Origin of the sequence: Streptomyces noursei (assembly GCF_001646665.1) — a bacterium.
In the GTDB taxonomy this organism is placed as follows: Bacteria; Actinomycetota; Actinomycetes; order Streptomycetales; family Streptomycetaceae; genus Streptomyces; species Streptomyces lavendulocolor.
Genome location: NZ_LWBU01000179.1, coordinates 30,496 through 53,196, shown reverse-complemented (window position 1 = coordinate 53,196; position 22,701 = coordinate 30,496). Strand labels below are relative to the sequence as shown.

The 22,701-nt window shown below is 74.4% G+C and carries 17 protein-coding genes; 11 read left to right on the top strand and 6 right to left on the bottom strand.

Translation table 11 applies throughout. The features are described from left to right. Positions 1 to 17: 17 nt before the first annotated feature. The 5 genes from A4V12_RS15295 (at position 18) to A4V12_RS15275 (ending at position 10,369) form a co-directional block, all read left to right on the top strand. Complete coding sequence (locus A4V12_RS15295; protein ID WP_064069903.1) at positions 18 to 2,723, top strand: protein kinase; 2,706 nt, start codon at positions 18 to 20, stop codon at positions 2,721 to 2,723. Positions 2,724 to 2,868: 145 nt separating this feature from the next. Beyond that, positions 2,869 to 4,752 (top strand): serine/threonine-protein kinase, encoded by a 1,884-nt coding sequence (locus tag A4V12_RS15290; protein WP_079137060.1) that lies wholly within the window; start codon positions 2,869 to 2,871, stop codon positions 4,750 to 4,752. A 100-nt stretch (positions 4,753 to 4,852) separates the two neighbouring features. Next, a complete protein-coding gene (locus A4V12_RS15285; protein WP_079137078.1) occupies positions 4,853 to 6,772 on the top strand; it encodes a serine/threonine protein kinase in 1,920 nt (639 codons plus the stop codon). Between the two features lie 103 nt (positions 6,773 to 6,875). Further along, positions 6,876 to 8,519, top strand: coding sequence for a succinic semialdehyde dehydrogenase (locus A4V12_RS15280; RefSeq protein WP_064069901.1), 1,644 nt, complete (start codon positions 6,876 to 6,878; stop codon positions 8,517 to 8,519). 41 nt (positions 8,520 to 8,560) lie between these two features. After that, positions 8,561 to 10,369 carry a GMC oxidoreductase gene (locus A4V12_RS15275; RefSeq protein WP_064069900.1) on the top strand — a complete coding sequence of 603 codons (1,809 nt, stop codon included), beginning with the start codon at positions 8,561 to 8,563 and terminating at the stop codon, positions 10,367 to 10,369. Positions 10,370 to 10,461: 92 nt separating this feature from the next. Here the strand turns inward: A4V12_RS15275 and A4V12_RS15270 are convergent, their stop codons facing one another. Both A4V12_RS15270 and A4V12_RS15265 read right to left on the bottom strand, forming a co-directional pair. Then, a complete protein-coding gene (locus A4V12_RS15270) occupies positions 10,462 to 11,601 on the bottom strand; it encodes an LPXTG cell wall anchor domain-containing protein (protein ID WP_159028874.1) in 1,140 nt (379 codons plus the stop codon). Positions 11,602 to 12,267: 666 nt separating this feature from the next. Next, entirely contained in the window at positions 12,268 to 12,555 is a 288-nt protein-coding gene (locus tag A4V12_RS15265) for a chorismate mutase (protein ID WP_064069898.1), read from the bottom strand. 309 nt (positions 12,556 to 12,864) lie between these two features. On the opposite strand from A4V12_RS15265, the gene guaA reads away from it, so the two are divergent. Next, positions 12,865 to 14,448 carry a glutamine-hydrolyzing GMP synthase gene (gene guaA / locus A4V12_RS15260; protein WP_064069897.1) on the top strand — a complete coding sequence of 528 codons (1,584 nt, stop codon included), beginning with the start codon at positions 12,865 to 12,867 and terminating at the stop codon, positions 14,446 to 14,448. Positions 14,449 to 14,548: 100 nt separating this feature from the next. On the opposite strand, the gene A4V12_RS15255 is transcribed toward guaA, so the two are convergent. After that, positions 14,549 to 15,013, bottom strand: coding sequence for a cupin domain-containing protein (locus A4V12_RS15255; protein ID WP_064069896.1), 465 nt, complete (start codon positions 15,011 to 15,013; stop codon positions 14,549 to 14,551). A 232-nt stretch (positions 15,014 to 15,245) separates the two neighbouring features. Between A4V12_RS15255 and A4V12_RS15250 the strand changes: the two genes are divergently transcribed. Continuing rightward, positions 15,246 to 15,764, top strand: a complete 519-nt coding sequence (locus A4V12_RS15250; protein ID WP_064069895.1) for a DoxX family membrane protein — start codon at positions 15,246 to 15,248, stop codon at positions 15,762 to 15,764. Here A4V12_RS15250 and A4V12_RS15245 read toward each other — a convergent pair. Continuing rightward, entirely contained in the window at positions 15,671 to 15,958 is a 288-nt protein-coding gene (locus A4V12_RS15245; RefSeq protein WP_064069894.1) for a hypothetical protein, read from the bottom strand. The two genes, A4V12_RS15250 and A4V12_RS15245, sit on opposite strands and share 94 nt — an antisense overlap. Further along, positions 15,945 to 17,249 (bottom strand): PspC domain-containing protein, encoded by a 1,305-nt coding sequence (locus A4V12_RS15240; RefSeq protein WP_064069893.1) that lies wholly within the window; start codon positions 17,247 to 17,249, stop codon positions 15,945 to 15,947. The genes A4V12_RS15245 and A4V12_RS15240 overlap by 14 nt, the downstream gene beginning before the upstream one ends. A gap of 150 nt (positions 17,250 to 17,399) precedes the next feature. On the opposite strand from A4V12_RS15240, the gene A4V12_RS15235 reads away from it, so the two are divergent. From A4V12_RS15235 to A4V12_RS15225, 3 genes are all read left to right on the top strand, one after another. Continuing rightward, complete coding sequence (locus tag A4V12_RS15235) at positions 17,400 to 18,671, top strand: ATP-binding protein (RefSeq protein WP_064069892.1); 1,272 nt, start codon at positions 17,400 to 17,402, stop codon at positions 18,669 to 18,671. Beyond that, positions 18,668 to 19,363, top strand: a complete 696-nt coding sequence (locus A4V12_RS15230) for a LuxR C-terminal-related transcriptional regulator (protein ID WP_064069891.1) — start codon at positions 18,668 to 18,670, stop codon at positions 19,361 to 19,363. Before A4V12_RS15235 ends, A4V12_RS15230 begins: the two co-directional genes overlap by 4 nt. A 142-nt stretch (positions 19,364 to 19,505) precedes the next feature. After that, the gene (locus A4V12_RS15225; protein WP_079137059.1) at positions 19,506 to 20,849 is read left to right on the top strand and encodes an alpha/beta hydrolase; all 1,344 of its coding nucleotides are present in this window, start codon (positions 19,506 to 19,508) and stop codon (positions 20,847 to 20,849) included. A gap of 155 nt (positions 20,850 to 21,004) precedes the next feature. Here the strand turns inward: A4V12_RS15225 and A4V12_RS15220 are convergent, their stop codons facing one another. Beyond that, on the bottom strand, positions 21,005 to 22,060 hold the full coding sequence (locus A4V12_RS15220; RefSeq protein ID WP_064070105.1) for a C40 family peptidase: 1,056 nt from the start codon (positions 22,058 to 22,060) through the stop codon (positions 21,005 to 21,007). A 247-nt stretch (positions 22,061 to 22,307) separates the two neighbouring features. On the opposite strand from A4V12_RS15220, the gene A4V12_RS15215 reads away from it, so the two are divergent. Further along, a complete protein-coding gene (locus tag A4V12_RS15215) occupies positions 22,308 to 22,661 on the top strand; it encodes a hypothetical protein (protein WP_064069889.1) in 354 nt (117 codons plus the stop codon). The last annotated feature ends 40 nt before the right edge of the window (positions 22,662 to 22,701 follow it).

Sequence of the window (22,701 nt, the reverse complement as noted above, 5' to 3'; positions counted from 1 at the left end):
CGTGGGGAGGCGGCGTCGTGGACGACTATGCGGGGAGGGTGCTGGCCGACCGCTACCGCCTTCCGCTGCCGCCGTCCGACGAGTACGAACTCGTCGAGACGCGCGCCTTCGACACGTACAGCGGCCAGGAAGTGCTGGTCCGGCAGGTGCCGTTGCCGGAGGTCGTCGACGCCGAGGTGGTCGAGCCGGAGGGCAACGGCCGGTTCCCCGGCCCGGCGGCCGGCGGACGGGTGCCCCCGCACGCGGCGGGCCGGGCGGTCCGGCGCTCCGGCGACCCGGCGGTGCGGCGGGCCATCGAGGCCGCGCAGGCCGCCGCGCAGATCCCGGACCACCCCCGCCTCGACCAGGTGTTCGACGTCTTCGCCGAGGCCGGGTCGTTGTGGATAGTGAGTGAACTGGTCGCCGCCAGGCCGCTCGCGGCCCTGCTCGCGGAGAAGCCCCTGAGCCCCTACCGGGCCGCCGAGATCGGCTCCGACGTGCTCACCGCGCTGCGCGCGCTCCACGCGCACGGCTGGGTCCACCGCAACATCACGGTGCGCACGGTGCTGGTCTGCGACGACGGACGGGTCGTGCTGACGGGCCTCGCGGCGGGCGCGGCCGAGGAGGCGCTGTGCGGGTACGCCCCGGTGCCCGATCCGGACGCCGACGACGACCTGCCGCCCGCCCCGGTCCCCTCCGGCCACGCCCCGGTGTCCCTGCCGGCGCTCGCCCCGGGGTACGAACCGGCCACGCCGGTGCCGCCGCAGCCCTCCGGCCCGGCGCTCCCCGGCTCCGGCCCCGGCCCGGCGCTCCCCGGCCCGGATCACACCCGCCCCGATCCGGGGCACGGTCGCCCGGCCCCGCCCGTACGCTTCGAACCGCCCGCGCTCCCGGGGGCACCCGCGCCGGCGGAACAGCCCCCGCCGGACGACCGCGCCACGCGGGCGGGCGCCATCGCCGCGTGGCGGGCCGGCGCGCGTGCCGCGGCCCGCGCGGAGGAGGCGGGCGCCGCCCTCTCCCTGCCGCCCCCGCCGCGGGGCCCCGCGGCACCCGCGGGCGGCACCCCCGCGGACTACGAACCGCAGTGGTGGTCCCACGCGGCGGACCTCGACGACGACGAGGACGACGACACCCGGGAGGGCGGCGAGGACGGCGACGGGACGCCGCGCCGCGTCATGCTGGCCGGTACCTGGAGCGACCGGCCCGGCACGGGCGGCGGCTCCGTCCCGGCGGGCGGGGGCGTCTCCCCGTACGGCACCAGGGACGCGCTGCGCGCCGACGCCCGGCGCGAGGCCCGCCGGCCCGGCGCGGAGGCCCCCGAGCCGCGCACCGGCCCGGCCGCCGGTCCGCCCGGCCGGTGGGAGGACGCCGGGGAGGGCGACCCGGCCGCCGCGCCCGTGTACCGCGGCCCGACCACGCCCCTCGCCGCCGAGCGCGCCCGCCAGGCCCGCATCAACGTCGTCGGAGCCGTCACCGAGCGGTGGGCTCCCGAACAGGCCGGTCCCGTCCACGACACCTGGCAGCTGGCGCCGCCCATCGGCCCCTCCACCGACCTGTGGGCGCTCGGCGCGCTCCTCTACCGCGCGGTCCAGGGCCACGCCCCCTACCCGGAGGAGAACGCCGGCGAGCTGGTCCAGATGGTGTGCTCCGAGCCGCCCGCCTTCGCCGAGGAGTGCGGCCCGCTGCGCCCGGTCGTCGAGTCGCTGCTGCGCCAGGACCCCACGGAGCGGCCCGACTTCGAGGAACTGCGTGGCTGGCTGCGCTCGCTCGTCCGGTCGGCGCCGGAGCCCGAGGCGGGCACCGCGGTCGTGCCGATGCCCTCCGTCGACGCCGCCCGCCTGCCCGTCGTGCGCCGCCGGGGCGAGCTGGTCCGCCGGCGCCGCTTCGGCGCGTCCGGCGCGGCCCACGGACGCCACCGCCACAGCAAGCGGGCGCGATCCGCGAAGCCGGTCCCCGCGGCGCCTCGTGAGCCGCGTGTGACGCGTGAACCCCGTGTGTCCCGCGAGCCGCGCGAGAGCCGTGGCCCGCGCACCCTCGGGCGGGTCCTCCTGCTCGCCATCCTGCTGCTGCTCGCCGCCGCCGTCGCGTACGCGGTGATGTTCATGCCGAAGTCCGACACCCGCTCCCAGGGGCAGGCCCCGCAGAGATCGCAGCAGCCCCAGGAGCCCCGACAGCCCTCCCAGGAGCAGCCGTCCGGAGGCCCCGCGGAGCAGCCCGCCCCCAGTGGTCCGGCGCCCTCCACCAACACCGTCACCCCCGGCGCCCCGGACGCTCCGGACACCCCCGACCTGGCGGAGGGGTATACGGTGCGTGACGATCCCGAGGGCTTCCGTGTCGGCGTCGACAGGAGCTGGCGGCGCAGCCCCATCAACGACGTGGGCCAGGTCCGCTACACCGGCGGCGACTTCACGCTGATCGTCGTCCCCGGCCGCGACACCGTCCGCGCCGGGGGCAGCGACCCCCTGGAGTACCAGCGCACCAAGGAGCGTGAGCTGCAGCCCTGGCGGGACAGCAGCTGGGCGACGGCCACCGGGCTGCGCCGGATGGAGGTGGGCCGACAGGTCATGGCGGAAGGGCAGTTCACCTGGTCGGACGCCAACGGCCGTGAGGTGTACGTCCGCAACCTCGCCCTGGTCGTCGGCGACCGGTACCACGTCGTCCAGGTCATCGGTCCGGAGAGCGAGCGCGACAAGGTGTCGGAGATCTACCAACAGGCCGTGGGCGCCTACCGGTCGACCCGCTGAGCGCCGTCCCGGCGACCGCCCGTACACCCCAAATGTGCGCGTAACCCCGGGTACGCATCACAGAGCGGTCTCCTTGGCAACCCCGAGGTTTCGGCCAGGGCGCCACCCTCCGTAACCTGGACTCCGAAGGAACGAGCGGGGGACAGTGGAACATTCTCAAGGCATGGGCGCGGGACTCGTGCTCGCCGGACGGTACCGGCTGAGCGAGGCCATCGGCCGCGGTGGCATGGGCAAGGTCTGGCGCGCCCACGACGAGGTGCTGCACCGCACCGTGGCCGTCAAGGAGCTGACGGCCGGCAAGTACGTCTCCGAGGCCGACCGGGCCGTCCTCCACGCCCGTACGCAGAAGGAGGCGCGCGCCGCCGCCCGCATCACGCACCCGGGCGTGGTCACCGTCCACGACGTGCTGGAACACGACGACCGTCCCTGGATCGTGATGCAGTACGTCGACGGGCCGTCCCTCGCCGAGGCCGCGAAGGCGGCCGAAAATCGCCGTATCGAGGCGCGTGAGGCGGCCCGTATCGGGCTGCACGTCCTCGGAGCGCTGCGCGCCGCGCACGGCGCCGGGGTGCTGCACCGGGACGTCAAGCCGGGCAACGTCCTGCTGGCCCGCGACGGCCGCGTCCTGCTCACCGACTTCGGGATCGCCGCCATCGAGGGCGACTCCACCATCACCCGGACCGGCGAACTCGTCGGTTCCATCGAGTACCTGGCGCCCGAGCGGGTGCGCGGCGGCGACCCGGGCCCCGCCTCCGACCTCTGGTCACTGGGCGTCACGCTGTACACGGCGGTCGAGGGCACCTCGCCGTTCCACCACACGTCACCGCTGAGCGTCATGCAGGCCGTGGTGACCGAGGAGCCCCCGCCCGCCCGGTACGCGGGCCCCCTCGCGCCCGTCATCATCGCCCTGCTGCGCAAGGACCCGGCCGACCGCCCGGGCGCCGCGGAGGCCGAACAGATGCTGCTGGAGGCGATGGAGGGCCGCACTCCGGCCGCCGCGCAGGCGTACGTCCCGACGCGGACGATCAGCCGGGACGAACTGCCGGGGGCGACCGCGACGCTGCCGCCGTCCGGCCGGCGGGCCGCGGACGGGCAGGCCGGGGGCCGGACGGCGGCGGACCCCCGGACGGCGGACCCCCGGACGGCGGACCCCCGGACGGCGGACCCGGCGGCGACGGACCCCCGCACGGCCGACCGCCCCGCCACCCGCCACCCGTCCCCGGACCACCGGTCCCGTGACGACCACCGGTCCCACGACGACCGCCCGACCCGCCACGACCACGCGACCGAAGACCGCAACGCCCGCACCGCCGCCCCGCCCCACGCCACCGCGGACCGCCCGGCCGGGGACCGCCCCACCCCCGGCACCCCCGGCGCCCCGGGCACTTCCGGCAGCCCTGGCGACCGGGCGTCCGGCGGGACGCGGCCGCGCCGCGCACCGTGGCGGACGGCCGCCCTGATGACCGTCCTCGCCGCCCTCGTGGGCAGCGCCGCCGGTTTCGCCGTGATGCGGTACGGGAACGACGACACCGCCCGGACGGCCCCGCCCGACCGGAAGGGGTCGGAGAACTCCGTTCCGGATGGCTGGGACCGCGTCGAGGACCCGTCGGGTTTCAGCCTTCTCGTACCGGAGGGCTGGAAGCGCCGGACGGAAGGCGGTCAGATCGACTACACGCCCGACAACGGCCGCCACCTCATCCGTATCAGCGCCGACGCCTCACCGGACTTCGAAACTCCCTGCCTCCACATGCTCGATATCGAGAAAGGGCTGAAGAAGCGGCTCCCCCGCTATGAACGGAAGGAGCTGCACACGAACACGTTCCGTGATCAACTGGAATCCTGTCTGTGGGAGTTCACCTGGGTCGAGAAGAACGCCCATGCGGGCGAGCGGCGCGCGATCGACCAGGTGTACTACGCGGACGACGGAACCGAGTACGCGCTGTTCATGTCCGCTCCCGCGGCCGACTGGCCGGTGACCAGGGAGCAGTTCGACATCGTGCTGCGCGGCTGGCGTCCCGCCGAGGAGTGACCCTCGGCGCGAGCAGAGGGGATGTGCCGTGTCCGGATCGGGGCAGCAGCGGCGGATCGTCGGACGCTACCGGCTGGAGGCCCGGCTCGGGCGCGGCGGCATGGGTACGGTCTGGCGGGCGTACGACGAGCTGCTCGGCCGCCGGGTGGCCGTCAAGGAGCTCCACGTCGACGTGGGATCGGCCGTCCACCCCACCCTCCGCGAGGCGCGCGCCATCGCGCGCGTGCACCACCCGCACATCGTCTGCGTCCACGACGTCGTCGAGGAGGACGACGTCCCGTACATCGTGATGGAGCTGATCGAGGGCGGTTCGCTGGCCGAGCGGATCGCGGCCGGCGGCCCGCTCGACGCCCGCGAGGCGGCCCGCGTCGGCCTCGCCCTGCTCAGCGCCCTGCGCGCCGCCCACGCGCTCGGGGTCCTGCACCGGGACCTGAAACCCGCCAACGTGCTGCTGGAGGAGGGCACCGGGCGTGTCGTGCTCACCGACTTCGGGATCGCCCAGCTCGCCGGGTCGACGACCATCACCGAGGCGGGGATGTTCGTCGGCTCGCCCGAGTACACCGCGCCCGAGCGGATGCAGGGCTCGCAGGCCGGTCCCGAGACGGACCTGTGGTCGCTGGGGGCGCTGCTGTGCGCGACCCTGACCGGCCAGTCGCCGTTCCACCGGGACTCGCTGGGCGGGGTGCTGCACGCGGTCGTGGAGGAGGACTTCCGGCCGCCCGCCGCGGCGGGACCCCTGCTGCCCGTCGTACGGGGCCTGTTGCAGCGGGACCCGGCCCGGAGGATGGGGGCGGCCGAGGCGGAACGGCTGCTGCGGGCGTACGCGGAGGCGGGCGGGCCGCGCGACTACGAGCAGCGGGCCTACGAGCAGCGGGCGTACGAGCGGGGACGGTACGGGGAGCGGGCGTACGAGCAGGACGGCGAGGAGGGCCGCGGGCGGGGGCGGCGCGGGTACGGGGAACCCGGTGTGGGCGGCCCGTACCCGGGCGCCCCGCACGCGTCCCCCGGCCCCGCCGAGCCCCACCCCGGCGCCGCGCCGCACCCGTACCCCGGCGCCGCCGGCCCCTGCACCGATGCCGTCCCGCCCCGCGCCGGCCGCTCCCGCCCCGCGCCCTCCGACGCCGTCCCGGCCCGCGCGGGGGGCGTCGGCGCCCGCGCCCGGGCCCGTCTGCGCGACCGCGAGCGGCCCCGCGCCGGCGCCCTGCCCCCGCACCGCGACGCCGTGCCCCCGCGCGCCGGCCGCCCGGACCGGCCCCGCCTCCGCACGCCGGTGGTGGCCGCCGCGCTCCTGATCGCCCTCGCCGGGGCGGGCGTCGCGGGCGTCCTGCTCCTGCGGGGGGAGGGGGGCGGTGGCGGCGGGGGCGACGACCACCGGACGACCACGGTGTCCCCGTCCCTCGACCGGCCCGGCCCGCCCGATCCGCCCGGCTCGCCCAACACGCCGGGCGCGGCGGCGGGCACCGGCGCCGGCCCGGGAGCCACCGCCGGCCCCGTGCCCACCGCCACCGGTACCGCACCCGGTGCCTCCCGCCCGCCGGCCGGGAGCCACGCCCCGGGCACCCCGCACGCGCGCGTGCCCAGCGGTTACCGTTCCGCCTCCGATCCGCGCGGCTTCTCGCTGTCCGTGCCCGTGGGGTACGTCCGGTCCACCGACGACCGGCGGGTGTTCTACATGTCGTCGGACCGGTCGATGCGGATCGGCGTCCGGGTCCAGGCGCCGGCCGCGGACGGCCCCCTCGGCCACATGCGCCGGGCGCACGCGAACGGCCCCGCGGCCCACCCCGGTTACCGCGACGCCAGGGTCACGGCGACCACGCACAACGGACTGGCGGCCGCCCTGAGGGAGTTCACCTGGGACGGTTTCCCGGCCTCCGGAGGGGCCCGGCGCACCTACGACATCTGCTGGGACGAGAGCGGGCGGATGTACGACGTGTGGGTCTCCGCCCCGGTCGCCCGGCTCGACGAGCTGAAGCGTCACTTCGACACCGTTCTCGATTCCTTCCGGGTACGGCACTCCTGATCAGGGCTTATTTGCCAGCGAACACTGGCAAGGTGTGAGCGGCCGGTGAAAAGCTGTTACCGGCGGGTACCGCACGGGCCTCATCCGGCATACCCTCGCCCCCATGACGGACACGACGGACACGCAGGCGACGGACACGCAGGCCGCCCCCGCCACGCCACTCGGCACCAACCCGATCGCCCCCGCCCCGGCCGGCGCCCGCACCGCCGCCGACGTGGTGACGCCGGACGTGGTCGCCCGGCTCACCCGCGGCGTCGTCGGGTCCGGCCGGACCGCCAACCACACGCCGTTCACCGGGGAGCGCCTCGCCGAACTGCCGGAGTCCACGCCCGAGGACGTCGCCGAGGCGTTCGCCCGTGCCCGCGCCGCGCAACCCGCCTGGGCCGCCACCCCCGTACGCGCGCGTGCCGCGGTCCTCCTCCGCTTCCACGACCTGGTCCTCCAGCGGCAGGCCGAGGTCCTCGACCTCATCCAGCTGGAGACGGGCAAGGCCCGGCTGCACGCCCACGAGGAGGTCCAGGCCGTCGCCGTCGCCGCCCGCCACTACGGCCGCCGCGCGGCCGCCTACCTCCGGCCCAGGCGCCACACCGGTGTCGTACCGACCCTCACCAAGGTCACCGAACTGCGCCAGCCGCGCGGTGTGGTCGGGCAGATAGCCCCGTGGAACTACCCGCTGGAGCTGTCCGTCGGCGACGCGCTTCCCGCCTTCGTCTCCGGCAACGCCGTCGTGATGAAGCCCGACACCGAGACGGCGCTCACCGCCCTGTGGGCACGGGACCTCCTGATCGAGGCCGGCCTGCCCGCCGAGGTGTTCCAGGTGGTCCTCGGTGAGGGCCCGGTCGTCGGACCCGAGGTCGTCAGGCACGCCGACTACGTGTCGTTCACCGGCTCCACCCGCACCGGCCGCGAGGTCGCGCAGGGGGCGGCCGCCCGCCTGGTCGGCGTCTCCCTCGAACTCGGCGGCAAGAACGCCATGCTGGTGCTGCACGACGCCGACGTGGAGAAGGCCGCCGCGGGCGCCGTGCGCGCCTGCTTCTCCTCGGCGGGCCAGCTCTGCATCTCCATCGAGCGGCTGTACGTCCACGAGTCGGTCGCCGACGACTTCGTCGAGCGCTTCGCCGCCCGTACGCGCGCGATGCGGCTCGGCAACTCCCTCGCGTACGGCGCCGACATGGGGTGCCTGGTGGGGCAGCGGCAGCTGGAGACCGTCACGCGGCACGTCGAGGAGGCCGTCGCCAAGGGCGCCACGGTCGTCGCGGGCGGCGTCGCCCGGCCCGACATCGGCCCCCTCTTCTACGAGCCGACCATCCTGGAGGGCGTGCAGGAGCCGATGGCCGTGTGCGCCGAGGAGACCTTCGGCCCCGTCGTCTCCGTCTACCGCTTCTCCGACGAGGACGAGGTCGTCGAGCGCGCCAACGCCACCGCGTACGGCCTCAACGCCAGCGTCTGGACCAGGGACGGCCGCCGCGGCCACGCCGTCGCCGCGAAGCTCCGCACCGGCACCGTCAACATCAACGAGGGGTACGCGCCGGCGTACGGCAGCGTCCAGTCGCCGATGGGCGGCATGAAGGACTCCGGGCTCGGGCGCCGGCACGGCTCCGAGGGCATTCTCAAGTACACCGAGGCCCAGACGGTGGCCCAGCAGCGGGTCATCCCGCTCGCGCCGGTCCTCGGCATGGACGACGAGCAGTACGCGGCGCTCATGAGCCGCAGCCTGCGCCTGATGAAGGCGTTCCGCTTCCGCTAGACCTTCCCCCTTCGGTACGAGCTTCGGTACGAGGAGAGCCCATGCCCCAGGTCCCCGCTGCCCGCGAACAGGGCGATTCGCCCGATGAGTACGACTACGACGTGATTGTCGTCGGCTCCGGTTTCGGCGGCTCGGTCGCGGCCCTCCGCCTGACGGAGAAGGGCTACCGGGTCGGCGTCCTGGAGGCGGGCCGCCGCTTCACCCCCGGCACGCTGCCCAAGAGCTCCTGGGACGTGAAGAACTACCTCTGGGCCCCGGCCCTGGGCCTCTTCGGCCTCCAGCGCATCCATCTCCTCGGCAACGTCATGGTCCTGGCGGGCGCCGGGGTGGGCGGCGGCTCCCTCAACTACGCCAACACCCTCTACGTACCGCCGGAGCCGTTCTTCCGGGACCGGCAGTGGGCGTCGATCACCGACTGGCAGGAGGAGCTTGCCCCCTACTACGACCAGGCCAAGCGCATGCTGGGGGTGCGGCTCAACCCGACGATGACCCCCTCCGACGTGCACCTCAAGGCGGCCGCCCAGGCCATGGGCGTCGGCGACACGTTCCACCTCGCGCCCGTCGGCGTCTTCTTCGGGGACGGCCGGGACGCCGGCGGCTCGGCGAAGGTCCGGCCGGGCCAGCAGGTCGACGACCCCTACTTCGGCGGCGCCGGCCCGGCGCGGCGCGCGTGCACCGAGTGCGGCGAGTGCATGACGGGCTGCCGGCACGGCGCGAAGAACAACCTCACCGAGAACTACCTGTACCTGGCCGAGAAGGCCGGGGCCGTCATCCACCCGATGACCACGGTCACCGCCGTCACCGAGGCGCCGTCCGGCGAGGGCTACGCCGTCTCGACCGTCCCCACGCACCGCCGCCGCAAGGCCACCCCCCGGGAGCTGCGCTGCCGGTACGTCGTCGTCGCGGCCGGCACGTACGGCACCCAGACGCTGCTGCACCGCATGAAGGACGAGGGCAGGCTGCCCCGCATCTCCGCCCGCCTGGGCGAGCTGACCCGGACCAACTCCGAGGCGCTGGTGGGCTCCCAGACCACGGACCGCCGCTACCGCAAGCGCCACGGCCACAAGAGGGCGGACTTCACCCAGGGCGTCGCCATCACCAGCTCCATCCACCCGGACGCCAGCACCCACATCGAACCGGTCCGCTACGGCAAGGGCTCCAACGCCATGGGGTCCCTCTCCATCCTCCAGGTCCCCTACGCCGAACGCCGGGTCAGGGCATGGCTCGGCAACGTGGCCCGCCACCCGTTGCTGACGCTGCGGTCGCTGTCCAACCGCCGCTGGTCGGAGCGGACCATCATCGGGCTCGTCATGCAGTCCCTCGACAACTCCCTGACGACCTACCGCAAGCCCGACGGCGTCGGGAAGGGCCTCCTCACCGCCCGGCAGGGCCACGGCGCCCCCAACCCCAAGCAGATCGCCGAGGGAACCCGCGCGGCGACCCTCCTGGCGGAGGAGATCAACGGCTTCGCCGGCTCCAACGTCGGCGAGCTGATGGGCACCCCGCTCACCGCCCACTTCCTGGGCGGCTGCGTCATCGGCGCCACCGCGCAGGACGGTGTCATCGACCCGTACCACCGCCTCCACGGCCACCCGGGCATCTCGGTCGTGGACGGCGCGGCCGTCTCGGCGAACCTCGGGGTGAACCCCTCGCTCACCATCACCGCCCAGGCGGAGCGCGCCATGTCCTTCTGGCCCAACAAGGGCGAGGAGGACCCGCGCCCGGCGCAGGACGCGGCCTACGCGCGCCTCGCCCCCGTCGCGCCCAAGTCCCCGGCGGTCCCGGCCGACGCCTTCGGTGCCCTGAAGCTGCCGTTCCTCGGCATCCCGGCGGTCCCGCCCAAGCAGTAGCGCCCGCCGCGCGACCGTCCGCCGCGCGCGGACACGACAGAGGCGCTGCACCCCCCTCCGAGTGCAGCGCCTCTTGCTATGGGGTGCCCGTGTTACGCGGCGGCACCGTTGCTGCGGCGCTTCAGCGCGAAGACGACACCGGCACCGGCGACGATGGCGATACCACCGGCGATACCGATGGTCGGCAGCATCGAGGAAGAACCGGTCTCGGCGAGCTCACCCTCGACCTTGATCGGGGTCGAGCCGCCCTGCGGCTTCAGGTCGGCCGGCTTCTCGTCGGACGGCTTGGCCTCGCCGCCGTCACCGCCGGTACCACCGGCCGCGACGACCTGGAAGTCGTAGGACGCGTAGTCCTCGTAGCACTCGTCGTCCTTGTCGTAGCCCGTGGCGGCGAAGCCGAGGGCGGCGCCGGCCGGGGCGGCCTTGTCGATCGAGATGCGCAGCTGGATCGTGCGGTTCTCGTCCTTCTTCAGGTTGACGACGTCGAAGAAGAAGCCGATGTTCTGGCCCGAGAGGTTGGCGCCGTTCTCCCACTGGCCGTTGGGCAGCTTGTACTCGATCTTGGCGTACTTCTCGACCAGGCGGTCGGTGTACGCCTCCTCGTCGACGTCCTTCGCGTACGAGGCCCAGGCGCCGACGACGACCTCGTCCAGGGCGGCCTTGCTGTTGTTCTTGACGTTGAGCTGGAAGTTCTTCCAGCCGCTGCCCGCGACGATCTTGCCGGGGAGGTTGGACAGGGAGACGTCGACGGCGGCCTGCTCGCAGACCTCCTCCTCGATGATCTCCTCTTCCTCGTCGACGGGCTCTTCCTCGTCGACGACCTCGTCCTTGCCGGGCTCTTCCTCGTCCTTGCCGGTCTCGGCGCCCGGCTTGTCGGCGCCGTCCTCGGTGCCGTCCGTGGTCTCGTCCTCGGTCTTCGCGCCCTCGTCCGTGGCGGAGCCGTCCTCGGTCTCCGCGCCGTCCTCGGTGGACGTGGCGTCGTCGCCGGTCTGCGCGCCGTCCTCGGTGGTGGTGCCGCCCTCGGTGGTGGCCGCGCCGTCGTCGGTCTTGGTGCCCTCGTCGGTCGCCGTGGTGCCGTCGGTGGTGCCCGTCTCCGTCCCGCCCGTGGTGCCGGAGGTGGAGGTCGTGCTGGTGGTGCCGTCCGTCGCGTACGCGGCCGGAGCCGCCAGGAAGGCGGCAGGGGCTATGACGGCGGTCGCGGCGGCGACCGCCATGGCGCGGCGAAGCTTCATGAAGACCTCAGTGAAGTCCGGGCGTACCGCTGTGACGCGGTACGGAGTCGTGGGGCCGACCCGGCGTGGGGGTGTCACGGGTGTGGCCGTTGTTTCGCATGCATGACCTGCGAAGAGGGGGGATGGTTGCACGCCACCTGACGAAAAACTTATGTGCGCTGCATCACACATTCCGCTTGTGTGCACCGGGTGTGGTCCGGGGCTGGCGCTTCGACCCGGAGCGCACAGAACAAGGGCCCCGCGGAATCGCTTCCGCGGGGCCCTTGGCCGTCGGCACCGGCGTCAGGGCAGCGCCGGGGCCGAGAGTGGCGGCGCCGGGGGGAGACGCCGCTGGGCAGTGGTCGTGGGAGAGGGAGGGGAGGGGGGTGTGGGAGCGGGGTGGGGGACAACACCGGCCGGGGGCGGTGCGATCGTCCGCACCGGATGCGGTCGGCTCCGGGCGTCCCCGGAGCCGACCGCTTTTTCGGGTGACCGGGCTGCTGTCCCCTGCCGTCCGGTCACGCACGCTGGAGCGAGGTCCCACGGCGCCCCCCACGGGGAACGCCACACGCCCCAGCGGAGCCACGCGTGGTTTCTTCGGCCCGCCCCTGGATGACACGGACACCGGGACCAACGAAGCCGTACGGAACCGGTCACGCGCCGTACGGGTGAGAACCGTGTCCGAACTCAGATGCGGCCGCGGCAGAGCTCCAGCATCGTCATCGCCAGCGACGTGCCCGGCCTGCCCAGCGCGTCGCGGTAGTGGGCCAGGACCTCCATCTCGCGCGCCAGGTTCACCCGCCGGCCGCCGGAGGAGATGCGGGCGTCCTGGATGACGGCCGAGACGGCCATCCGTTCCTGGATGAGGCCGATGATCCGGTCGTCGAGCGCGTCGATGCGTTCACGCGCGCCCGTGATGACGTCCGCGGCCTGGTCGGTACGGGCGCCGGTCCGGTCGGTGTGCACTGCGGTCATGGCGGGGGCTCCTCGGGAGGGTCGGGCCCCCGGGCCGGTGACGGATCCGGGAAAACGACAGGCGCCCCGGACCTTGTCGGCCCGGGGCGCCTGGGGAAGTCGCTTGTCAGTTGCTCAAGCAGCACGACCATGGCAGCCGGACGGGCCCGGTGCCATAGGTAAAGACGAAGGTCGAGAGCTTGCGCATGCCGCCAGTATGGACCATCCGCCCAGCGGGACGGCCCCCGGTTCGGATGGTGAGACAAAGGCGTACCCGGCCGCGCCGGTAGAATCGACATACAGACTCCTCCCCGCCGGAAGGCCGCCGTAGTGTCATCAGCGAATCCCGCTGCCGCGCCCGACGCCGTACTGGTCGTCGACTTCGGCGCGCAGTACGCCCAGCTCATCGCCCGCCGCGTCCGTGAGGCCCGGGTCTACAGCGAGATCGTCCCGTCCACCATGCCGGTGGCCGAGATGCTGGCCAAGAACCCCAAGGCGATCATCCTCTCCGGCGGCCCGTCCTCCGTCTACGAGGAGGGCGCTCCCCAGCTCGACCGCGAGATCTTCGAGGCCGGCGTCCCGGTCTTCGGCATGTGCTACGGCTTCCAGCTGATGGCGACCACCCTCGGCGGCACCGTCGACAACACCGGCGCGCGCGAGTACGGCCGTACGCCCCTGCACGTCAGCAGGACCTCCTCCACCCTCTTCGAGGGCACCCCGGCCGAGCAGCCGGTGTGGATGTCGCACGGCGACGCCTGCTCCGCCGCCCCGGAGGGGTTCACCGTCACCGCGTCCACGGACGTCGTGCCGGTCGCCGCGTTCGAGAACGACGAGAAGAAGCTGTACGGCGTGCAGTACCACCCCGAGGTGATGCACTCCACGCACGGCCAGCAGATCCTGGAGCACTTCCTCTACCGCGGCGCCGGGCTGCGTCCCGACTGGACCACCGGCAACGTCATCGAGGAGCAGATCGAGGCGATCCGCGCCCAGGTCGGCGAGAAGCGCGCCATCTGCGGCCTGTCCGGCGGCGTGGACTCCGCCGTGGCCGCCGCTCTGGTCCAGAAGGCCATCGGCTCGCAGCTGACCTGCGTGTACGTCGACCACGGCCTGATGCGCAAGGGCGAGACCGAGCAGGTCGAGAAGGACTTCGTGGCCGCCACCGGCGTCCAGCTGAAGGTCGTCGACGCCCAGGAGCGCTTCCTGAAGGCGCTCGCCGGGGTGTCCGACCCCGAGGAGAAGCGCAAGATCATCGGCCGGGAGTTCATCCGCGTCTTCGAGCAGGCCCAGGCCGAGATCGTCGCCGAGGCGCCGGACGACCACCCCGTCGAGTTCCTGGTGCAGGGCACGCTCTACCCGGACGTCGTCGAGTCGGGCGGCGGTACCGGCACGGCCAACATCAAGTCGCATCACAACGTGGGCGGGCTCCCCGAGGACCTCGAGTTCCAGCTGATCGAGCCGCTGCGCAAGCTGTTCAAGGACGAGGTCCGGATGGTCGGCGCGGAGCTGGGCCTGCCGGAGGAGATCGTCCAGCGCCAGCCGTTCCCGGGCCCCGGCCTCGGTATCCGGATCGTCGGCGAGGTCACCAAGGAGCGTCTGGACCTGCTGCGCGAGGCCGACGCGATCGCCCGCGAGGAGCTGACGGCCGCCGGTCTCGACCGCGACATCTGGCAGTGCCCGGTCGTCCTGCTCGCCGACGTCAGGTCGGTGGGCGTGCAGGGTGACGGGCGCACGTACGGGCACCCGATCGTGCTGCGGCCCGTCTCGTCCGAGGACGCGATGACGGCGGACTGGACGCGGATGCCGTACGACGTGCTGGCGAAGATCTCGACGCGCATCACCAACGAGGTGAAGGACGTCAACCGGGTCGTGCTCGACGTGACGTCGAAGCCGCCGGGCACCATCGAGTGGGAGTGATCCCCGGGGCCTGAGCCCCCACATGGGCTCCCCCCGGGGGGAGCCCGTGACGGGACCCCCGGAGGGGTGATCCCGCCGCACGTCCGACCGGAGCCGTCGCCTACGTCCTGTGGGCGGCGGCTTCGAGCGTGAAGTCGTCGTAGTGGAAGCCCGGCGCGACGACGCAGGTGACGAGCACCGGTTCGTCGCCCGCCGGCTCGGCGGCCTGCCAGGTGCCCGCCGGGACGAGGAGCTGCGGCTGCTCGCCGGCCTCGACCGACGGGCCGAGCACCAGGTCCCACGGCTCGGACGGGTCGTCGCCCTCCCCGCCGAGCGAGAGGCGGAGCGGTCCGCCGCGGTGCCACAGCCACAGCTCGTCGGAGCGCACGCGGTGCCAGCGCGACCGCTCGCCGGGGTGCAGCAGGAAATAGATGCCGGTCGCGTAGGTGCGGGGGCCGGGATAGCCGTCGGGCGCGGTCGTGCCGGCCGTCTTCCAGGTCTCCCGGAACCAGCCCCCCTCGATGTGGGGCTCCAGTTCCAGAAGCTCGACCAGCGGCGAGGGCGGGGTGCGGTCGTCGTCCGTCATGCGCTGCATTGTGCTCCAACGACCCCGGGCGCGGGCGGACGTAGCGCGGCGGCGGCCCCGCGCGGGCGGACCTCGCGCGGCGGCGCCCCCGCCGCGAGGGGCCGGATCTCCGGCGTGCCCGTACGGATGCCGGTGCGCGGCGTGAACCGGTGCGCGGTCCGTCGCGTATCCAAGGGCGGGAACGCCGAGGAGAATCGGTTCGGGGACAGCCGTGTGGAGAGGCAGGCCGGCGATGACGCACAGCCACCGGATGAGAGCGACCTACGGGGACGGCGGCGGGCCACCCGGCCTGCGCGCGACCGCCGAGCGGTACGCGCTGCTGCCGCTGCGGATCTTCCTCGGGGTCACCTTCGTCTACGCGGGGCTCGACAAGCTCACCGACGACCGCTTCCTGGCGGCGTCCGGTACCGGGTCGGTCGGCGACATGATGCGGTCCGTCCGGGACTCCTCCGCCGTGCCCTGGCTCGTCGACCTGGCCCTGAAGAACCCCGAGGGGTTCGGCCACGCCATCGCCCTGGGCGAGGTGGCCGTCGGTCTCGGCACCCTCGCCGGACTGCTGGCGCGGCTCGCCGCGCTGGGCGGGGCCCTGATCTCGCTGAGCCTGTGGCTGACCGTGAGCTGGCAGTCCGACCCGTACTACTACGGCAACGACCTCGCCTACCTGATGGCCTGGCTGCCGCTCGTGCTGGCCGGCGCCCCGGTGCTGTCGCTCGACGCGGCCCTGGCGGCACGGCGGCGCCGGGCGCGCTGACCGAGCAGGCCGGCGCCGCCCGCCAGCACCAGCCCGGCGGCGAGCAGCGGCAGCACCGCGTACCAGGGCGTGTGCCACGCCCCGGCGGCGTCGCCCGCGTAGAGCGCCGCGACGCCCAGGCCGGTGAGGCCCAGGACCAGGCGCCCGGGCCGGAAGCCGTGGCGCCACGGGCGGGGCGCGTCAGGACGCGGCACGGGTGACCTCCACCTGTCCGAGCGCGACCTCCAGGGTGAGGTCGAGCGTGCCCGCCGGGGCCGCGCCCTTCGGCGGGGTCAGCGTGCGGTCCGCCTCGCGGCCCGGGGCGACGTCGATGTCGCCGGGCGGGTCGGCCGGCAGGCGCAGGTCGCCGAGCCCCACCTCGGCGCGCACCGTCACGGTCACGTCCCTCGGGACGACGACGTGCAGGCGGCCCGCGCCGACCTCGGCGGCGGTGCGCGCCGTGCCCTTCACCGGAACGGTCAGCCGGGACAGGTCCAGGGTGCCGACGCCGGTGCCCAGTTCGTACCGCGGCCGCAGGTCCGCCGTGGTCGCCGGGGCCCACCGCGTACGCACCCACTCCGTGTCGATCTGCCGGGGCACCAGCGCCGCGCCCGCCAGCAGCACGGCCGTGACCACCGTCATGAAGACCGTGCCCGCGCCGGTGCGCCCCAGGAACGAGGAGACCACCAGCCCGAGCGCGAAGACGGCCAGCGCCGACGCCAGCCCGGTCTGCAGGGCCGCGCCGAACGGTTGCGAGCCCCAGGAGAGGCCCGTGCCGAGCCCGCCGGCCACCAGGGCGAGCAGGAGGACCGGCCCGCCGATGGACCGCGGGCCCCGGCCGCGCACGGCCGCCGGCCCCGGCCCGGCGCTCCGCGCGGGGCGCCCCAGCAGGGCGGCCTCCACCCCGACGCCGTCCTCCGGGCCCCACAGGTATCCGAGCGGGACCGGCCCCGACGTACCGTCCTTGACGATCGGCTCCCGCCACCACGACGGGGACTCGGGCGGCGGCGGCGCCTTGGTCTCCGGCGGGGCCTCCGCCACCGTGTGCGCCGTCACCGGGTCCGCCACCGCCTCGGTGCCGTCGGCCAGCCGGCGGCGCTGCGACCACACGGCCGCCCCGCTCACCGCGACGATCAGCAGCAGCGAGAACGAGACGGTGCTGACGTTGCCCAGCATCGACAGGAACAGACCGCACCCCACCAGGGCCATCAGCAGCGCGATCAGCGAGGCGCCGTCCACCCGGCCGGACAGCAGCCGCCGCGCCTCGTTCTCGTCGTCGCCGTCCGCCGTGACCAGGAGCCAGGCGAAGCCGTAGAAGACCAGCCCGAGCCCTCCGGTCACGGACAGCACCCCGACCGCCACGCGGAAGATCACCGGGTCCAGGTCGTAGTACCGCCCCAGCCCGCCGCACACCCCGGCCACCACCTTCCGGCGCGTGGCGCGCCGCAGTGGCGGACGGGGCGGTGCTCCGCCGGCCTCGGCGGGAGCGGGGGTGGTACGCGTCATGCGTCCATGGTGACGGGCCGTGCGCCGCCCCGGCACCTTCCTCGACCCTGGACCGTCCCTGATATTGCCCCTGGCGCCGCCCCGGGTTCTCAGGGTCGGATGAGGGACGGCCCTGATGTCCGGCCCCGGCCGGCGTGTGACGATCGGGGCATGCCAGTCGCCGCCCGCCCGCCCGAGACGACCGACGAGCCGCCCGTGCGCAAGCTGTACCGCAGCGCCGACGGGCGGATGCTCGGCGGTGTCGCCCGGGGCCTGGCGGGGCACCTGGGGCTTCCCGTCATCTGGGTGCGGCTGGTCTTCCTCGCCCTGTTCCTCGCCGACGGCCTCGGCGTCCTGGTGTACGCCGTCTTCTGGATCGTCGTGCCGCTGGGCGTCGGCGGCCGCTCCGGGCCCCGCTCCGTCTTCGCGACCGGGCCCGACGGGCGGCGCCGGCTCCGCAAGCCGGACAAGGGCCAGGTGGTGGCGCTCGTCGCGCTCACCATCGGCGCGATCGGCTTCGTGACCAGCGTCGACCTCGGCGGCGAGGCCAACCGGTACGTGTGGCCGACGCTGCTGGTGGGCGTCGGCGTGGTCCTGGTGTGGCGTCAGGCGGACAACGCGCGGCGGGCCAGCTGGACCGAGCCGGGCGGCCGCAAGCGGCTCTTCCAGCTGGTGCGGGGCCTGGCCGGGGTGGCGCTCGTCGGCATGGGCCTGACGGTCTTCATGGTGGTGCGCGGCTCGGCGGCCCAGCTCGGCACGGCGCTCACCGCCGCGATCGCCGTCCTCGCCGGGATGGCCCTGCTGGCGGGCCCCTGGCTGGTGCGCATGTCGCAGGACCTGTCCGAGGAGCGCACCATGCGCATCCGCGCCCAGGAGCGGGCCGAGGTCGCCGCCCACGTGCACGACTCGGTGCTGCACACCCTCACCCTGATCCAGCGTCATGCCGAGGACCCCGGCGAGGTCCGCCGGCTCGCCCGCGCCCAGGAGCGCGAGCTGCGCAACTGGCTGTACCGGCCCGAGGGCACCGGCAAGGACGAGGACGAGGAGCCCGACACCCTGGCCGAGGCGGTCAAGAGGACCGCCGCCGAGGTGGAGGACGCCCACGGCGTGCCCCTGGAGGTGGTCGTCGTCGGCGACTGCCCGCTCGACGAAGGACTGGCCGCGCAGATGCAGGCCGCGCGCGAGGCCATGGTCAACGCCGCCAAGTACGGTGGCGGGGGAGGGGCGGTGCAGGTGTACGCGGAGGTGGAGGGCCGCACGGTCTTCGTGTCCGTACGGGACCGGGGTCCGGGCTTCGACCTCGACGCCGTACCCGCCGACCGGATGGGCGTACGAGAATCGATCATCGGGCGGATGCAGCGCAACGGCGGCACCGCGCGGCTGCGGTCGGTGCCGGGCGACGGCACCGAGGTGGAGCTGGAGATGGAGAGGGCGGACGGATGACCGAGGACACGACGGCTGTCGCGGGCACGGAGCGGCGGGTGCGGGTCGTGCTGGTGGACGACCACCGGATGTTCCGCACCGGGGTGCAGGCCGAGATCGGCCGGACCGAGACGACCGGTGTGGAGGTGGTCGGTGAGGCCGCCGACGTCGACCAGGCGGTCGCCGTGATCACCGCGACGCGCCCCGAGGTGGTCCTCCTGGACGTGCACCTGCCGGGCGGCGGAGGCGTGGAGGTGCTGCGCCGCTGCGCGAGCCTGATGACGGCCCCCGAGAACCCGGTGCGCTTCCTGGCGCTGTCCGTCTCGGACGCCGCCGAGGACGTCATCGGGGTCATCCGGGGCGGTGCGCGGGGGTACGTCACCAAGACGATCACCGGTGCCGACCTGGTCGACTCCGTTTTCCGGGTCCAGGAGGGCGACGCGGTGTTCTCGCCCCGGCTGGCGGGATTCGTGCTGGACGCGTTCGCCTCGACGGACGCCCCGCCGGTCGACGAGGACCTGGACCGGCTCACCCAGCGGGAGCGCGAGGTGCTGCGGCTGATCGCGCGCGGATACGCGTACAAGGAGATCGCCAAGCAGCTGTTCATCTCGGTCAAGACGGTCGAGTCGCACGTCTCGGCCGTGCTGCGCAAGCTCCAGCTGTCGAACCGTCACGAGCTGACCCGCTGGGCGACGGCCCGCCGCCTGGTGTGAGGCCGGCGGTCGGCGGTCGGCGGTCGGCGGTCGGCCGAGGAGGCCCGGCGGTCGGCCGAGGAAGCCGGTCGGAGTATTTGTGAGATAAACGGTACATAGGAGCGGCAACCCGTACGGCGAAGGTGCCCTCCTACTCCCCGTGATGAGCCTGACAGGTACTCCCTTCCTCGTGACCGCGGTCGTGCTGGCCGTGATCGCCGTCCTGCTGCCCCTGGCGCTCTGGAGCCGCGTGCGCGGCCCCGCCGTCGTCCGGGCCGCGACGCGGTTGGGCATGGTCGGTTTCGCGCAGCTCACGGCGATCGTCGTGGTCTTCGTCGCCGTCAACAACGTCAACGGCCTCTACGACAGCTGGGACGACCTCCTCGGCACCAGCGACCACGTCGAGTCGGCGATCGACCTCGGTCCCGACGGACTGGGCGGCAGGCGCATCTCGGACCTGCCGAAGGTGAAGCAGACCTTCGCACCGGTCGACGACCCCGCGATGGGCCCCGGCGTCCGCAGGACCGTGCTGAAGGGCGGGATATCCGGTGTGAAGGCCGAGGTGTACGTCTGGCTGCCACCGCAGTACGACGACCCGGCGTACAAGGACCGGAAGTTCCCCGTGGTGGAACTGCTCTCCGGGTTCCCCGGCTCGCCGAAGTCCTGGTTCGTCGGCATGCACGCCAACCGGCAGCTCGAACCGCTCATGCGCAACGGCACCGTCGAGCCGTTCATCCTCGTCGCGCCGCGCAGCCACCTCCTCGGCCGCACCGACACCGGCTGCGCCAACGTGCCGGGCAGGATCAACGCCGACACCTGGCTCAGCGTCGACGTCCGCAAGATGGTCACCGACAACTTCCGCGCCACCGACACCGCCGACGGCTGGGCGGTCGCCGGCTTCTCGTCCGGCGCCCACTGCGCCACCAAGCTCGCCATCGCGCACCCCGACCGCTACCGGTTCGGCGTCAGCATGTCCGGCTACAACGACCCGGCCGCCGAGCCGTCCTCCCTCACCGGCAAGGACCCCGAGCTCCGGCGCGCCCACAACCCGGTCAACATGCTCAGGGACGCCCCGGTGCCGCCCCGCGTCACGCTCCTGCTGACCGGCGACGGGGGCGACGGCTACCAGCAGGGCGTCGCCCTGCGGGAGGTCTCCAAGGCGCCCACGCGCGTCGACGTCCAGCAGGTGTACGGCGGCCACCGGGTCAGCACGTGGGTGCGGGAGGTGCCGTCCGTCTTCCAGTGGCTCACGCAGCAGTTCCGCACCGAGGCCGCGGCCGCCGGGAAGGACGTCGGGGGTACGGGGCCGGGCGCGCCGGCCGCCGGTGGGGACCGCGACGGGGGGCGGGGCGACGAGCGGGGCCGTGAAACCGGCGGGCAGCCGGACCACGAGCAGGGCCAGGGGCCGGGCCAGGGGCCGGGCCCGGACGCGGGAATGGCCGCGGGCGGCGAAGGAGCCGGTACGGGGTCGGGCCGGGGGACCCTGTCCGTCGGCGGCCGGCCCTGACGACGGCCCGAGGGACCGGCGACGGGGTCCCGCGCGGCGGCCGGTGTGCCTGCTGCCGAACGCCGTGCCGACCGCCGGCTGCCGATACGCCGGGGTGGTGCGGGCGGCGGCCGTGAGGGGCCGTGAAGGGCCCTGAAGGGCCCTGGGGGCCGTGCTCACGCCACGCGGGCCGCGCCCGCCCAGGGCATCTCGTCGATCGGCGCGATCCTGACCGGGGCGCCGGGCCGCGGGGCGTGGATCATCCTCCCGTCGCCGATGTACAGGCCGACGTGGCTGACGCCCGAGTAGAAGAACACCAGGTCGCCCGGGGCCAGCGCGGAACGGGACACCCGCCGTCCGGCGTCGATCTGGCTGTACGTCGTGCGCGGCAGCGACACGCCCGCCGAGCGCCAGGCGGCCTGGGTGAGCCCCGAGCAGTCGAAGGCCGACGGGCCGGTGGCCCCCCACACGTACGGCTTGCCCAAGGCCCCGTAGGCGTACGCGACGGCCTGCGCGGCGCGCGGGTTCGGGGCGTCGGCGACGGCCCCCGGGGCGGCGTCCCGCGTGCCGCCCCGGGAAGTGGGGCCGGAGGCGCCGCCCCGGTCGCCCGCGGCGTCGTAGGCGGCCCGCTCGGCGGTGGTGAGCCGCGCGAGGAGCTTCTCGGCGGCGGCGAGCCGGTCACGGACGGTCGCCTTGTGGCGGGCCAGCTCGGCCTGCCGGGCGGTCAGGTCGCGCAGCCGCCCGGTGGCCTCGGCGCGCAGCCGGGCCAGCTCGGTGACCTGGCTCCGTACGGTGCGGACGGCCGCGGCCTGCCGGTCGCCGACCCGCTCGGCCAGGGCGGCCCCCCGGAGGTAGGCGCCGGGGTCGCCGGAGAGGGCGAGCCGGGCGGTGGGGCCGAGGCCGCCACCGCGGTACTGGTCGGTGGCCACCGACCCGAGAGCGTCGCGGGCCGTGTTGAGCCGGGCGGTCCGGCGGGCGGCCTCGTCGCGCAGCGCGTCCAGTTCCGCCCGGGCCGTCTCCGCCGCCTCCTTGGCGCCGTTGTACTTCTCGGCCGCCTCCTCGGCCTGCCGGTACAGCCGGTCGGCCTCCGCCCCGACGCGCGCCGGGCCGAGCCGGGGATCGGCGTGAGCGGTGCCCCCGAAGGCGGTGGCGGTGGCCGCCCCGGCCAGCGCCAGGGCGACGGCCGCGCGCCCGGCCTGCGGGTGCTGCCTGGGTCTCCGGTGCGCTGCCACGAGGGCGGTCACTTCCCTTCGTCGGGGAGGGGCGTGCGTCGGGTGGGGCTCGGGGCAGGACGCTAGATCCGGGGGTGACGGCCGGGCGGCCAAATGACCGCAATTGGCCGCGGATGAGGGTTCCGGAGCGGATTCGGAGAGCGCCACGTTCCCGGAATCCCGAGTTCCGTATCGGCTGCGACCGTTGCGTCGGATGAGGCGACCCCGACCGGCATCCGGTGCTATGGCCCCGGTTAGGCTCCGCCCCATGGACGTCCTCATCAATGTCTTCGTCGCCCTGCACGTCATCGGCATCGCCGCCCTGCTGGGCGGCTTCCTGACCCAGATGAAGGCGATGGGCGAGGGTACGGCGCGCTTCGGCCCCGCCATGCTGCACGGCGCGCTGACCATGCTGGTCACGGGCGTGGCGCTGGTGGGGCTCAACCAGGCCGACGACCAGGCCGTGAACAACGTCAAGATCGGTGTGAAGCTGGCGATCCTGGTCGTCGTCCTCGGCCTGGTCTACGTCAAGCGCGACGAGGAGCGGGTCGACAAGGCCGTCTTCGGTGCCGTGGGCGGCCTGACCGCCGCCAACGTCTTCATCGCCACCCTCTGGACCTGATCCCGGCCGGCACCCGCCGCGGCGGCACCCCTGGCGCCCG

Coding starts and splice junctions, on each gene's coding strand:
- A4V12_RS15285 (WP_079137078.1), top strand. CDS start 4,853: ATGGGTACGGTCTGGCGGGCGTACGACGAGCTGCTCGGCCGCCGGGTG.
- A4V12_RS15280 (WP_064069901.1), top strand. CDS start 6,876: ATGACGGACACGACGGACACGCAGGCGACGGACACGCAGGCCGCCCCC.
- A4V12_RS15275 (WP_064069900.1), top strand. CDS start 8,561: ATGCCCCAGGTCCCCGCTGCCCGCGAACAGGGCGATTCGCCCGATGAG.
- A4V12_RS15270 (WP_159028874.1), bottom strand. CDS start 11,601: ATGAAGCTTCGCCGCGCCATGGCGGTCGCCGCCGCGACCGCCGTCATA.
- A4V12_RS15265 (WP_064069898.1), bottom strand. CDS start 12,555: ATGACCGCAGTGCACACCGACCGGACCGGCGCCCGTACCGACCAGGCC.
- A4V12_RS15255 (WP_064069896.1), bottom strand. CDS start 15,013: ATGACGGACGACGACCGCACCCCGCCCTCGCCGCTGGTCGAGCTTCTG.
- A4V12_RS15250 (WP_064069895.1), top strand. CDS start 15,246: ATGACGCACAGCCACCGGATGAGAGCGACCTACGGGGACGGCGGCGGG.
- A4V12_RS15240 (WP_064069893.1), bottom strand. CDS start 17,249: ATGACGCGTACCACCCCCGCTCCCGCCGAGGCCGGCGGAGCACCGCCC.
- A4V12_RS15235 (WP_064069892.1), top strand. CDS start 17,400: ATGCCAGTCGCCGCCCGCCCGCCCGAGACGACCGACGAGCCGCCCGTG.
- A4V12_RS15230 (WP_064069891.1), top strand. CDS start 18,668: ATGACCGAGGACACGACGGCTGTCGCGGGCACGGAGCGGCGGGTGCGG.
- A4V12_RS15225 (WP_079137059.1), top strand. CDS start 19,506: ATGAGCCTGACAGGTACTCCCTTCCTCGTGACCGCGGTCGTGCTGGCC.
- A4V12_RS15215 (WP_064069889.1), top strand. CDS start 22,308: ATGGACGTCCTCATCAATGTCTTCGTCGCCCTGCACGTCATCGGCATC.